This is a genomic window from Streptococcus infantis, assembly GCF_021497965.1.
Classification (GTDB): Bacteria; Bacillota; Bacilli; order Lactobacillales; family Streptococcaceae; genus Streptococcus; species Streptococcus infantis_B.
Map to the genome: position 1 here is coordinate 412,659 of NZ_CP046525.1, position 13,521 is coordinate 426,179.

Consider the following 13,521-nt stretch of genomic DNA (forward strand, 5'->3'; position numbering starts at 1 on the left):
GTAGGTCAGCCATGGGGAAACGGATTTTATTACTTGAGAAAGAAAGAAATCTAGCTCATTTTTTAAGTCTGGAACTCCAAAAAGAGCAATACCGAGTTGATCAGGTAGAAGAGGGACAAAAAGCCCTTTCCATGGCTCTTCAGACAGACTATGACTTGATTTTACTGAATGCTCATCTAGGGGATATGACAGCTCAGGATTTTGCAGATAAGTTGAGTCGCACCAAGCCAGCGTCGGTTATCATGATTTTGGATCATCGAGAAGAATTGCAAGGCCAACTTGAAACAATCCAGCGTTTCGCTGTTTCGTATATCTATAAACCAGTCATTATCGATGATTTGGTCAATCGTATTGCAGCGATTTTCCGAGGTCGGGACTTCATTGATCAACATTGTAGTCAGATGAAGGTTCCTACATCCTATCGCAATCTGCGTATGGATTTAGAAAACCACACTGTCTATCGTGGCGATGAGATGATCGCTTTGACTCGGCGTGAGTATGATCTTTTAGCAACCCTTATGGGAAGCAAAAAGGTCTTAACTCGTGAGCAGTTGCTGGAAAGTGTTTGGAAGTATGAAAGTGCGACCGAAACCAATATTGTGGATGTTTATATCCGTTATCTACGTAGCAAGCTTGACGTAAAAGGTCAAAAGAGCTACATCAAAACTGTGCGTGGTGTTGGTTACACGATGCAAGAGTAGTAAAAGTAGTTACAGTTATGTAACTGCTTTTTTAATATCTAAACAAGTTCAAACCGTTTTTTAATTTAATCATTAAATATATTTCTAGCTCGGTGAAACTGAAAGGAAACAATCGCTTTTTTTGTGAAAATATAATAAAATAGAAAGGAATAAAGTTCTAAAATTTTATCTAGAAAAAGATGGTTTTCATCTGATAGTAGGATTAAATGACAAAAGAAGTTGGTGTCGGTCAGGCACATAGTAAAATTATTTTAATCGGAGAGCATGCAGTGGTTTATGGCTACCCAGCCATTTCTTTGCCTCTTTTAGAGGTTGAAGTGACTTGTCGAGTGGTACCAGCGGCGACACCATGGCGTCTGTTTGAAGAGGACACCTTGTCTATGGCTGTTTATGCGTCTCTCGAGTATTTAAATATCAAAGATGCTTGCATCCGTTGTCAAATCGACTCGGCTATTCCTGAAAAACGTGGGATGGGATCTTCAGCAGCCATAAGTATTGCAGCCATTCGTGCAGTATTTGATTATTACCAGGCAGAACTTCCGCATGATGTTTTAGAGATTTTGGTCAATCGGGCGGAGATGATTGCCCATATGAATCCTAGTGGTTTAGATGCTAAGACTTGTCTTAGTGACCAACCTATCCGTTTTATCAAGAATGTTGGTTTTGAAGAATTAGCTATGGATTTGTCAGCTTATCTGATCATTGCAGATACTGGAGTTTATGGAAATACTCGTGAAGCTATCCAAGTCGTAGAGAACAAAGGTAAGGAAGCTCTGCCTTTCTTGCATGCATTAGGAGAATTAACCCAAGAAGCAGAAAAAGCTATTCAAACAAAAGATGCCGTGAAGCTGGGAGAAATTCTAACCAAAGCTCATGGAAATCTAAAAGAAATCGGAGTTAGTAGCCCTGAGGCAGATGCCTTGGTTGAAACTGCCCTTGAACATGGAGCTCTAGGAGCCAAGATGAGTGGTGGTGGTCTAGGCGGTTGTATCATTGCCTTGGTTGCTAATGTCAGTCAAGCACAAGAACTCGCAGAAAGATTAGAAGAGAAAGGAGCTGTTCAGACATGGATCGAAAGCCTGTAACAGTACGTTCCTATGCCAATATTGCTATTATCAAATATTGGGGTAAGAAAAAAGAAAAAGAGATGGTTCCCGCGACTAGCAGTATCTCTCTGACTTTAGAAAATATGTATACGGAGACGACACTTTCACCTTTGCCAGCAGATGCAAGCTCGGATGCTTTCTACATCAATGGTCAGTTGCAAAACGAAGCTGAGCATGTCAAAATGAGTAAAATCATTGACCGCTACCGTCCTGAAGGGGCAGGTTTTGTTCGTATCGATACCAAGAACAATATGCCAACAGCAGCGGGTCTTTCTTCAAGTTCCAGTGGTTTGTCTGCCCTGGTAAAAGCTTGTAATGCCTATTTCCAATTAGGACTAAATCGTAAAGAATTGGCTTTGGAAGCTAAGTTTGCATCGGGCTCTTCATCTCGTAGTTTTTATGGTCCCTTAGCAGCTTGGGACAAGGATAGTGGAGAAATCTATCCAGTTGAAACTGACTTGAAACTCTCTATGATTATGTTGGTCTTGGAAGACCAGAAAAAACCAATCTCTAGTCGGGATGGTATGAAACTCTGCGTGGAAACTTCAACAACATTTGAGGAGTGGATTCGTCAGTCTGAGCAAGACTACAAGGATATGCTAATCTACCTCAAGGAAAATGACTTTGAGAAAGTTGGAGTATTAACAGAAAAGAACGCTCTTGCCATGCATGCTACGACAAAAACTGCAAATCCGCCGTTCTCTTATCTCACAGATGCGAGTTATGAGGCTATGGATTTTGTTCGTCAGCTTAGAGAACAAGGAGAATCTTGTTACTTCACCATGGATGCGGGGCCTAATGTAAAGGTTCTTTGTTTAGAAAAAGACTTGGAACATCTATCAGAACTCTTAGGTCAACGCTATCGCTTAATCGTTTCAAAGACAAAGGATTTGAGCCAAGATGACGATTGTTAAAACTTGTGGAAAGCTCTACTGGGCTGGTGAGTATGCCATTTTAGAACCAGGGCAGTTGGCACTAATAAAAGCTATTCCCATCTATATGACAGCTGAGATTGAGTCCTCAGAAGTTTATCGACTCTACTCAGATATGTTTACTTATAGTGTAGATATGCGCCCAGATTCTTCCTATGCCTTGATCCAAGAAACAGTTGCCTTGGTGGAGTACTATCTGACTGCCCAAGGAGTTGACTTGCAGCCTTTTTTCCTAGATATTCGTGGGAAAATGGAGCGTCAGGGCAAGAAGTTTGGTCTGGGTTCTAGTGGTAGCGTCGTTGTATTGGTTATCAAGGCCATGCTTGCTTTCTATGATAGACCAGCTGAAAGAGACCTCTTGTTTAAACTGGCGAGTGCTGTTCTTCTCAAACGTGGAGACAATGGTTCCATGGGTGACATTGCCTGTATCGTTTCAGAAGCCCTGGTCCTCTATCAGTCTTTTGATCGGGAGAAAGTGGCACAATGGCTAGAAAAGGAAGACTTGCCAACTGTATTAGCACGTGATTGGGGCTTTTCTATTAGGAGTGTTGAACCGGCCTTGGACTTTGATTTTCTGGTAGGTTGGACCAAGGAAGTAGCGGTGTCTAGTCAGATGGTTAAGCAAATCAAGAACAATATGAATGCTAGTTTTTTGCGGGCTTCAAAAGAAACTGTAAGCTCTTTTGTGCAGGCTTTGCATGAAGGCCAAGAAGAAAAGATAATGGAGCTACTAGAACAAGCTAGTCAACTCTTAGAAAACTTGAGTTCAGATATTTACACCCCTTCTCTCAGACAATTAAAAAATGCCAGTCATGACTTGAAAGCTGTTGCTAAAAGTAGTGGCGCCGGTGGTGGAGATTGCGGCATTGCCCTTAGTTTTGACCAAGACTCGACCACATTACTGAAAAAACGCTGGGCTGATCTAGGGATTGAGCTCTTATATCAAGAAAGGATAGGACATGACGACGAATCGGAAGGATGAGCACATCCGCTATGCCCTTGAACAAAAAAGTTCTTACAATAGTTTTGATGAGGTGGAGTTAATCCACTCCTCACTACCCTTATATGACTTAGATGAGATTGATCTTTCGACAGAATTTGCAGGGCGAAAATGGGGTTTTCCTTTTTATATTAACGCCATGACAGGTGGGAGTGACAGGGGCAGAGAAATCAATCAAAAATTGGCTCAGGTGGCAGAGGCCTGTGGAATTTTATTTGTGACAGGTTCTTACAGTGCTGCTCTTAAGGATCCATCGGACGAGTCTTTCTCTGTCAAGTCAAATCACCCTGACCTTCTTTTCGGAACCAATATTGGCTTGGATAAACCTGTTGAACTGGGGCTACAAACGGTCCAAGAGATGAATCCTCTTCTCTTGCAAGTCCATGTTAATGTTATGCAGGAATTGCTCATGCCCGAAGGTGAGCGTCAATTTAGATTGTGGCAAAATAATCTGAAAGATTATGTTGAGCAAATCTCTGTTCCCCTTGTCTTAAAAGAAGTCGGCTTTGGCATGGATGTGAAGACCATTGCTAAGGCGCACGAGATGGGGATACGTACGGTTGATTTGTCTGGCCGTGGGGGAACTAGTTTTGCCTATATCGAAAATCGTCGTAGCGGTCAACGGGACTACCTCAATGATTGGGGGCAATCGACCATGCAGGCTCTAATCAATGCCCAAGACTGGAAAGATAAGATGGAGCTTCTGGTAAGCGGAGGTGTTCGCAATCCACTAGACATCATCAAATGCTTGGTCTTTGGAGCCAAGGCGGTTGGACTCTCACGCACCATGTTAGAGCTGGTTGAGAATTACTCAGTTGATGTCGTTATTTCCATTGTTGAAGGTTGGAAGGAAGACCTACGCTTGATTATGTGTGCCCTTAATTGTGCAAGGATTGAGGATTTGCAAGAGGTCGACTATCTCCTTTATGGAAAATTAAAAGAAGCAAAAGATCAACTATAAGGAGGTCGGGATTTTGGTCCCGGTCTTTTTATCATTCCTCAGACTGATGTGACATTTTGGTTTTGTGATACAATAAAATAGAGAGGACGGTTACATGAGAAAATTTCAAATTTTTCTATTTATTGAAGCTTGTTTATTGACAGGAGCTCTGATTATGATGGTATCAGAGCATTTTTCCCGTTTTCTGCTGATATTGCTCTTGTTTTTACTGCTGATTCGATACTATACTGGAAGACAGGGGAATAACTTCATTTTAGTGGCAGTGAGCATTCTATTTTTCTTTATCATCATGCTCAATCCCTTTGTCATTTTAGCCATCTTTGTAGCCTTGATTTACAGTCTGTTCTTACTTTATCCTATGATGAACCAGGAAAGAGAAGATACTAATCTGATTTTTGAAGAAGTAGTGACAGTAAAGAGGGAGAAAAATCACTGGTTTGGAAATCTCCACCACTTCTCAAGCTACCAGACTTGCCGCTTTGATGATATCAATCTTTTTCGTCTCATGGGGAAGGATACCATTCATCTAGAGCACGTGATTTTAAGCAATCATGATAATGTCATCATCTTGAGAAAACTAGTCGGCACAACCAGAATTATTGTACCAGTGGATGTGGAAGTCAGCCTTAGTGTTAATTCTTTGTATGGAGATTTAACCTTCTTTGATCAACCTAAACGTGCTTTACGCAATGAACAATTCCACCAAGAAACCAGAGATTATCTCAAGAGTCCAAAGAGTGTTAAGATTCTTTTGACAACTATGGTTGGAGATGTTGAGGTGGTGCGCGGATGAAAAAACAGCCCTATATTTTAATTGGTCTCACTTCATTCCTCTTTGTCGCCTTTCTATTTCGAAGCATTTTTAAGGTTCTGGATATAGAGTGGAGCTCTCTTTTTCAGGACCTAGAAAAGACTGAAAAAATCGTATTTCTGGCTTTGATGTTTAGTTTTGCCCTAGCCTTTTTGTTTGTCCTATTCTGGACAATTGTTGACGAAATTTCAAGAAGAAGAATACAAGCAAATCTCAAACGTCTGCTAGCTGGTAAAGATATTAAAAGCCTTGGAGATGCAGATTTAGACGCGAGTTTTAGAAACTTGTCAGGAAAGCTTGGCTTGTTGACAGAAGCTATTCAAAAAGTAGACAATCAGACCTTGGTCAAAGAAGAAGAGATAGTTGAAAAGGAGCGCAAGCGAATCGCGCGTGACTTGCATGATACGGTTAGTCAAGAAATTTTCGCTGCTCATATGATACTATCAGGTCTCAGTCAGCAAGCTTCTAAGTTAGACAGAGTGAAGATGCAGACACAACTCCAGAGTGTCACAGCTATTTTGGAAACTGCTCAAAGAGATTTGCGTATTCTACTATTGCATTTGCGTCCTATTGAACTGGAACAAAAGAGTTTAGTGGAGGGGATCCAGATACTCCTTAAAGAACTAGAAGAAAAAAGTGATCTAAAGGTAAGCTTTAAATATCAGGTAACTGCATTACCTAAAAAGATTGAAGAGCATATTTTCCGTATTGTCCAAGAATTGATTAGTAATACCCTTCGGCATGCGCAGGCCTCTTGTCTGGATGTTTACCTTTATCAAACGGAAACGGAATTGCAATTGAAGGTGGCAGACAATGGTCGTGGCTTTCAGTTAGATGATGGAGACGAACTGAGCTATGGTTTACGGAATATCAAAGAACGAGTGGAAGATATGGCTGGGACTATACAATTATTAACAGCTCCTAAGCAAGGATTAGCTGTTGATATCCGCATTCCCTTGCTTGATTTGGATAGATAAGAGGAAGTAAGATGAAACTATTATTGGTAGATGACCACCAAATGGTGCGTCTGGGTTTAAAAAGTTATTTTGAATTACAAGATGATGTAGAGGTTGTAGGAGAAGCAACCAATGGAGCAGAAGGGGTTTCCATGGCCTTGGAACTCCGTCCTGATGTGATTGTCATGGATATTGTCATGCCTGAAGTCAACGGGATTGATGCAACACTAGCAATTCTCAAAGAATGGCCAGAGGCTAAAATCTTGATCGTGACATCTTACCTAGACAATGAAAAAATCATGCCGGTCTTGAATGCTGGAGCTAGGGGTTATATGCTCAAGACTTCGAGCGCAGATGAGTTGCTGCACGCTGTTCGTAAGGTAGCAGCTGGTGAGTTTGCTATTGAACAAGAGGTGAGCAAGAAGGTAGAATACAACCGTAATCACGTCGAATTACATGAAGATTTGACCGCGCGTGAACGAGATGTCCTTCAATTAATCGCTAAAGGCTATGAAAATCAGCGTATAGCTGATGAATTGTTCATCTCCCTCAAGACAGTCAAAACCCATGTTTCGAACATTCTGGCTAAACTTCAGGTTAGTGACCGTACACAGGTAGCTGTTTATGCCTTTCAACATCACCTGGTAGGTCCTGATGAATTTTAAGGAAGCTGAGATGTAACTCAAGCATGGATGAAAAGCGCATCCATTACTTGAAAAAATTCGCTACTATATGGTATAATGGACTGTATTAAAAATTTTAAGGAGAAATGACAGAATGTCTGTATCATTTGAAAACAAAGAAACAAACCGTGGTGTCTTGACTTTTACTATCTCTCAAGACCAAATCAAACCAGAATTGGACCGTGTATTTAACTCAGTAAAGAAAACTCTTAACGTTCCAGGTTTCCGTAAAGGTCACCTTCCACGTCCTATCTTCGACCAAAAATTTGGTGAAGAAGCACTTTACCAAGATGCAATGAACGCTCTTTTGCCAGATGCTTATGAAGCAGCTGTAAAAGAAGCTGGACTTGAAGTAGTTGCTCAACCAAAAATTGACGTAACTTCTATGGAAAAAGGTCAAGACTGGGTTATCACTGCAGAAGTTGTTACAAAACCTGAAGTTAAATTGGGTGAATACAAAAACCTTGAAGTATCAGTTGATGTAGATAAAGAAGTAACTGACGCTGATGTAGATGCACGTATCGAACGTGAACGCAACAACTTGGCAGAATTGGTAATCAAAGATGGTGCTGCTGAAGACGGTGACACTGTTGTTATCGACTTCGTTGGTTCTATCGACGGTGTTGAATTTGATGGTGGAAAAGGTGAAAACTTCTCACTTGGACTTGGTTCAGGACAATTCATCCCTGGATTTGAAGACCAATTGGTTGGACACTCAGCTGGTGAAACTGTTGACGTTATCGTAACATTCCCAGAAGACTACCAAGCAGAAGACCTTGCAGGTAAAGAAGCTAAATTCGTAACAACTATTCACGAAGTTAAAGCTAAAGAAGTTCCAGCACTTGATGATGAACTTGCAAAAGACATCGACGAAGAAGTTGAAACTCTTGACGAATTGAAAGAAAAATACCGCAAAGAATTGGCTGCTGCTAAAGAAGAAGCATACAAAGATGCCGTTGAAGGTGCAGCAATCGATAAAGCTGTAGAAAATGCTGAAATCGTTGAGCTTCCAGAAGAAATGATCCACGAAGAAGTTCACCGTTCAGTAAATGAATTCCTTGGCAACTTGCAACGTCAAGGTATCAACCCTGACATGTACTTCCAAATCACTGGAACTACTCAAGAAGACCTTCACAAACAATACGAAGCAGAAGCTGAGTCACGTACGAAGACTAACCTTGTAATCGAAGCTGTTGCGAAAGCTGAAGGATTTGACGCTACTGAAGAAGAAATCCAAAAAGAAATCGAGCAATTGGCTGCAGACTACAACATGGAAGTTGCTCAAGTACAAAGCTTGCTTTCAGCTGATATGTTGAAACACGATATCACAATCAAAAAAGCTGTTGAATTGATCACAAGCACTGCAACAGTAAAATAATCTGAAAAGATAAAAAGCCCACCGGATTCGGTGGGCTTTCTTGTGCTTTATTTTCCGAAAAATTCTTGAAGATCATCCTGGCTAATTCCAATCATAGCTGGGATACTAGACCAGTTGTCCTCGGTTAGAATGTAGGATTGCTGAGAATCAGTCTGATTAGAGGTTTCAAGAATAGGCTCAGTTGCTTCTTCAGAGCTTTCAGTTAAATCGCTGAAACGTTCAATCAGATAGGTCTTGCGAGCTGTTCCAATGTGTTTGATTGCATAGTCAAAGGCTTGTAGTTCACCAAGTAGGATGAGCTTGCTTTTGGCACGAGTGATAGCAGTGTAGATGAGATTGCGCTCCAGCATGCGCTTGCTAGCACTGGTAATTGGTAAAATCACAACTGGGAACTCACTACCCTGAGACTTATGGATACTCATAGCATAGGCAAGGCGAATCTTGTACCATTCATTTCGAGGATAGGAAACCTCGTTGCCATCAAAATCAATTATGATTTCATCTTGCTTGGATTCAGTGTATTTTCCAGGAATCAGGTCTGTAATATAGCCTAAGTCTCCATTAAAGACATTGACTTCTGCATCGTTGACAAGATGAATGATCTTATCGCCTGTGCGATAATGAAACTGACTTGCCTCAAAACTAATCTGCCCCTTTTGAAGAGGATTGAGCAGTTCTTGCATGAGTTGATTGATGGCATCAATTCCTGCTGTACCACGATACATAGGAGCCAGAACTTGGATATCACGAGCGGGAATACCATTTCTGATAGCAGCATCAAGGATTTTTTCAATGGTCGCAGGGATATGGCTACTAGCGATTTCAAAGTAGGAACGATCTGCTTTTTTCTGAGTGAAATCTGCAGGCAAAATTCCTTGACGAATTTGGCTAGCAAGGGTGACAATGGTTGATTCTTCACTCTGACGGTAGATTCTTTCCAAGCGTGTTTGAGGAATGCATGGAATTTGGAGTAAGTCAGCCAGGACTTGACCAGGGCTAACCGATGGCAGCTGGTCACTATCTCCGACAATGAGAATTTTACTGTTAGAGGAGATATTGGAGAAGAGTTGATTGGCTAGCCAGGTATCCACCATAGAAAACTCATCCACGATGATAAAATCAGCATCTAGATAATCCTCCAAATGACTGGTATCGTCGTCTCCAGTCATACCCAAGTGGCGGTGAATCGTTGCACTAGGCAAGCCTGTCAGTTCATTCATGCGACGTGCTGCACGACCGGTTGGAGCAGCCAGGAGAATCGGTAGACTACTTTTTTTCCGAAGGTCGAGCCCCTCTAATAGGGCATAAACACCAATAATTCCATTGATAACAGTGGTCTTACCTGTACCAGGTCCACCTGTCAGGATAAAGACCTTGTTTTGGATAGCGTCGCAGATAGCCTGCTTTTGAATGGCATCGTATTGGATGCCTAATTCCTTCTCAACAGTTGCGATATGCTCCTGGATAGTTTTTATTTCGTGTTTATTGGGGTCTTCTTTTTCAAGAATACGAATGAGGTGATTGTGTATTCCTTCTTCAGCGAAAAAGAGACTGTTATCAAAGATTTTCGTATCAACCTGCTGAACTTTTTCTTCTTCAATGAGATTGGATAATTCTTGTGCAAGTTGACTGGGCTCCAGTTCAACAGGTCGTGAGGATTCAAGTAGGGTTAGAGTTTTTTCTAATAGATCTTTTGATTCAACATAAGTATCCCCACTTTCCATACAAGCATTTAAAAGGCTATGAACAAGACCTGCTCGAAAGCGTTCAGGTGCATGACTCTCAATCCCCAATTCCTGTGCTAATTGGTCAGCGATGGTAAAGCCCAAACCCTTGATATCTTCTACCAACTGATAAGGATAATTTTCAACGATATCGATGGTTTCCTCTTTATAGGTATCCTGGATTTGAATAGCTAATTTATTGGGAATTCCGTAATTGGCAAGCTTGGCCAAAACCATCTCAGTTCCGTAGTTGAGACGGAGAGTGGAAACGAAGGCTTCACGACTTTTAGAAGATAGTCCTGAGATGGTTTCGAGTTTCTCAGGATGCTCTAGGATTTCATCAATGGTATTTTCTCCATAGAGTTCCACAATCTTTTGGGCAGTTTTGAGCCCAATCCCTTTGAAATGGCTACTAGAGAAATACTTAACTAAGCCCTTGCTAGTCGGTTTTGCTCTTTCATAACGGGTAATTTGTAGTTGCTCTCCGTATTTGGAGTGTTGGACAATCTGCCCCCAAAAAGTGTATTCCTCTCCCTCGATGACATCAGCCATGGTCCCTGTAACAATGATCTCGAAATCATCAAAGTCCTCAGCATTGGTATCTTCGATATCAAGGAGAAGAATACGATAAAAATTACTGACATTTTCAAAAATAATACGTTCAATCGTACCTGTAAAATAGACTTCCATATAATTCCTTTACATTCATGAATGAAAATCATATCATTCAAAATAGAATGAGAAGAGGCTGAGATTAGTATTCTCGGCCTCTTAGTATTTTTAAACTGTTCCGATACGTTTGAGTGGCCAGAAACGGAATTTTGCCTCTCCAATGATATCTTTTGCTTTAAAAGTACCAACATGTCGGCTATCACTAGATACCAGACGGTCATCACCAAGTAGGAGGTATTGCCCCTCTGGAACAGTGAAGGTGAAGCTAGTGTTGTAATTTACATCTAAGGTGAATGCTTGAGCTTTTTCAGCAAGACTTCTGAAGTACTCGCCTTTTTTCCCATCCCAACTATCTCCAGTATAAGTGCTTTGGAGTTTATCTTCTTTAAAGCGTTTGAGATACTCTGCTAGATAAGGTTCATCGGTTTCTTGTCCATTGATATAAAGCTTATCATTTTCATAACGAATGGTATCACCGGGTAATCCGATTACCCGTTTCACAATATCTTTATTTCCCTCATCTTCATGAGCAACCACAATATCAAAACGATTGATTGGGAGATGTTTAACCACAAAGAGGATTTCTCCATCTGCTAGAGTAGGGTCCATTGAGTGTCCTTCTACACGCACATTACTCCAGAGAAAGAGACGACTAAGCCCTACTAGTGCGATAAGTAGAATGATAACTCCCCATTCTTTTAAAAAATTTATAATGTATTTCATAATTTACCTTTCTAGCATTTTTTTTGCTTTTTCAGTATTTTTAAAGTGTAGTTTGGCGCAGAAGTTGAGTCCCTGCATACCATAAGCACGAAGGATTTGACTAGCTACCTTATCAGAAGCGGTACCTGCCCCACTAGGAAGTTTGTAGCCTAACTCTCGGCCTAGATTTTCAAGATTTTCTAGAAAGAGATCACGCGCAATGATAGAGCTAACCGCGACAGCTAAGTACTTACCTTCGGCTTTTTCCTCAAGTGTAACTGGATTTGAGAAATGATTGGCTTCATTTTTTAAGTACTTCTCATAGTTTTGAGTACTCGTAAAGGCATCAATAACAATCTTTTTTGGCTGGACTCCCTTTTGAAGGAGGAGAAAAATTGCTTGATTATGAAGAGCTACCTTGACAGAAACAGCATTGTAGCGCTCACCAATCACTTCGTTATACTTGCTTGGAGAAAGTAGTAGTGCCTGATGTTGGATTTTTTCTTTCAAAATGGGAGCCAGTTGACGAATCTTTTGATCTGTCAGTGTTTTAGAATCCCCAACTCCTAGTTTTCGTAAAAAATCATGCTGGTCAGGAGTTACAAAGGATGCCACTACAGCTAGACCACCGAAGTAGGAACCATTTCCGACCTCATCTGTTCCGATCAAAGGGAAATCTTGCCCGCTAGTAACTTGTGCTACCTGATAATCAAAAAAGCTGGCATAGTTTTCAGCAGCTTCTCCTTGTAGGAGAACTTTTCCAGATGTATAGATGGAAATACTGGCTTGAGGAAACTTGAAAAAGTAGCGAATATAAGGATTTTTACTTGGAGCGAGGGCTTGTTCATGCTTTTGGACAAAAGCTTGAATTTCTTTTTCACTCGGTATTAATGTGATACTTGCCATAGTCTCTATTGTACCATAAAAGCAGTAGAATTGGTTAAAACTGACAAATTTAGTGAAATTTGGTATAATATCGTGAGGTGAATTTTATGGCAAATTTAAATCGATTCAAGTTTACATTTGGGAAAAAAACATTAACGCTGACAACTGAACATGACAATCTTTTTATGGAGGAGATTGCCAAGGTTGCGACGGAAAAATATGAAGCAATTAAAGAACAAATGCCTGGAGCTGATGATGAGACAATAGCTATCCTCTTAGCAGTTAACTGCCTATCTACCCAGCTTAGCCGTGAGATTGAGTTTGATGACAAGGAGCAAGAATTAGAATCGCTCCGTTATAAGGTGGTTGCGGCTAAACAGGAGCAGAGTAAGATTGAGGATTCCCTATGATTTCTATCCTTCTCTTATTAATCCTTGCTTGGAGCTTTTATATTGGCTATCGCAGAGGAATCGTATTACAAGGATTTTATCTTGTGGCAACGATTGTCTCTGCTTATTTTGCAAGCAAGTCTTACCAGTCTTTAGGACAGAAGTTCAACTTACTAATCCCATATGCTAATCCTCAGGAAGGACAGGGTACCTTCTTTTTCCCATCCAATCAACTCTTCCAATTGGATAAGGTTTTTTATGCGGGTATCGGTTTCCTCTTGGCCTTTACAGTCTTTTATTGCATCAGTCGTTTGCTTGGTCTTTTTGTAAACCTGGTGCCAACTAAGATACTTGATGGGAAATACTACCGTATCGGTGCGGGTGTTCTATCAGTCGGAGTAACCTTATTTGTCCTTCAGATGATGCTAACGATCCTCGCGACTGTACCATTACAAATTGTTCAAAATTCACTTGAGAATAGCTTTGTAGCTAGACATATCATCCAAAGCATTCCATTCACAACCAGTTTGATTAAGCAGCTTTGGGTTACCAAATTAATCGGATAAAAAGGGCGGGAACTATTCCTAGCCTTTTGTTTACAATTTCAAAAGTAAGAGATTG

General features: G+C 40.8%; 14 protein-coding genes. 11 read left to right on the plus strand and 3 right to left on the minus strand.

Annotated features, from left to right (window positions below; genetic code table 11):
• Nucleotides 1–11 precede the first annotated feature (11 nt).
• The 9 genes from GOM46_RS02115 (at nt 12) to tig (ending at nt 8,528) form a co-directional block, all read left to right on the plus strand.
• Complete coding sequence (locus GOM46_RS02115) at nt 12–701, plus strand: DNA-binding response regulator (protein ID WP_235083846.1); 690 nt, start codon at nt 12–14, stop codon at nt 699–701.
• Between the two features lie 206 nt (nt 702–907).
• On the plus strand, nt 908–1,786 hold the full coding sequence (gene mvk, locus GOM46_RS02120) for a mevalonate kinase (protein WP_235083847.1): 879 nt from the start codon (nt 908–910) through the stop codon (nt 1,784–1,786).
• A complete protein-coding gene (gene mvaD, locus GOM46_RS02125) occupies nt 1,768–2,721 on the plus strand; it encodes a diphosphomevalonate decarboxylase (RefSeq protein ID WP_235083848.1) in 954 nt (317 codons plus the stop codon). Before mvk ends, mvaD begins: the two co-directional genes overlap by 19 nt.
• Nucleotides 2,708–3,721, plus strand: coding sequence for a phosphomevalonate kinase (locus GOM46_RS02130; protein ID WP_235083849.1), 1,014 nt, complete (start codon nt 2,708–2,710; stop codon nt 3,719–3,721). Before mvaD ends, GOM46_RS02130 begins: the two co-directional genes overlap by 14 nt.
• Nucleotides 3,699–4,700 (plus strand): type 2 isopentenyl-diphosphate Delta-isomerase, encoded by a 1,002-nt coding sequence (gene fni / locus GOM46_RS02135; protein WP_235083850.1) that lies wholly within the window; start codon nt 3,699–3,701, stop codon nt 4,698–4,700. Before GOM46_RS02130 ends, fni begins: the two co-directional genes overlap by 23 nt.
• A gap of 94 nt (nt 4,701–4,794) precedes the next feature.
• Nucleotides 4,795–5,493 carry a cell wall-active antibiotics response protein LiaF gene (gene liaF / locus GOM46_RS02140; protein ID WP_235083851.1) on the plus strand — a complete coding sequence of 233 codons (699 nt, stop codon included), beginning with the start codon at nt 4,795–4,797 and terminating at the stop codon, nt 5,491–5,493.
• On the plus strand, nt 5,490–6,488 hold the full coding sequence (locus GOM46_RS02145) for a sensor histidine kinase (RefSeq protein ID WP_235083852.1): 999 nt from the start codon (nt 5,490–5,492) through the stop codon (nt 6,486–6,488). The genes liaF and GOM46_RS02145 overlap by 4 nt, the downstream gene beginning before the upstream one ends.
• An 11-nt stretch (nt 6,489–6,499) precedes the next feature.
• Nucleotides 6,500–7,132 carry a response regulator transcription factor gene (locus tag GOM46_RS02150; RefSeq protein WP_235083853.1) on the plus strand — a complete coding sequence of 211 codons (633 nt, stop codon included), beginning with the start codon at nt 6,500–6,502 and terminating at the stop codon, nt 7,130–7,132.
• A gap of 112 nt (nt 7,133–7,244) precedes the next feature.
• Nucleotides 7,245–8,528, plus strand: coding sequence for a trigger factor (gene tig, locus GOM46_RS02155; RefSeq protein WP_235083854.1), 1,284 nt, complete (start codon nt 7,245–7,247; stop codon nt 8,526–8,528).
• Between the two features lie 47 nt (nt 8,529–8,575).
• Here the strand turns inward: tig and GOM46_RS02160 are convergent, their stop codons facing one another.
• The 3 genes from GOM46_RS02160 to rnhC form a co-directional block, all read right to left on the minus strand.
• Nucleotides 8,576–10,942, minus strand: coding sequence for an ATP-dependent RecD-like DNA helicase (locus tag GOM46_RS02160; RefSeq protein WP_235083855.1), 2,367 nt, complete (start codon nt 10,940–10,942; stop codon nt 8,576–8,578).
• Nucleotides 10,943–11,032: 90 nt separating this feature from the next.
• Nucleotides 11,033–11,647 (minus strand): signal peptidase I, encoded by a 615-nt coding sequence (lepB, locus tag GOM46_RS02165; RefSeq protein ID WP_025169989.1) that lies wholly within the window; start codon nt 11,645–11,647, stop codon nt 11,033–11,035.
• A 3-nt stretch (nt 11,648–11,650) separates the two neighbouring features.
• Nucleotides 11,651–12,532, minus strand: coding sequence for a ribonuclease HIII (gene rnhC, locus GOM46_RS02170; RefSeq protein WP_235083856.1), 882 nt, complete (start codon nt 12,530–12,532; stop codon nt 11,651–11,653).
• A gap of 86 nt (nt 12,533–12,618) precedes the next feature.
• On the opposite strand from rnhC, the gene zapA reads away from it, so the two are divergent.
• Together zapA and GOM46_RS02180 are read left to right on the plus strand one after the other, a co-directional pair.
• Nucleotides 12,619–12,921, plus strand: coding sequence for a cell division protein ZapA (zapA, locus tag GOM46_RS02175; RefSeq protein ID WP_006150060.1), 303 nt, complete (start codon nt 12,619–12,621; stop codon nt 12,919–12,921).
• Entirely contained in the window at nt 12,918–13,466 is a 549-nt protein-coding gene (locus tag GOM46_RS02180) for a CvpA family protein (RefSeq protein ID WP_006150346.1), read from the plus strand. Before zapA ends, GOM46_RS02180 begins: the two co-directional genes overlap by 4 nt.
• The last annotated feature ends 55 nt before the right edge of the window (nt 13,467–13,521 follow it).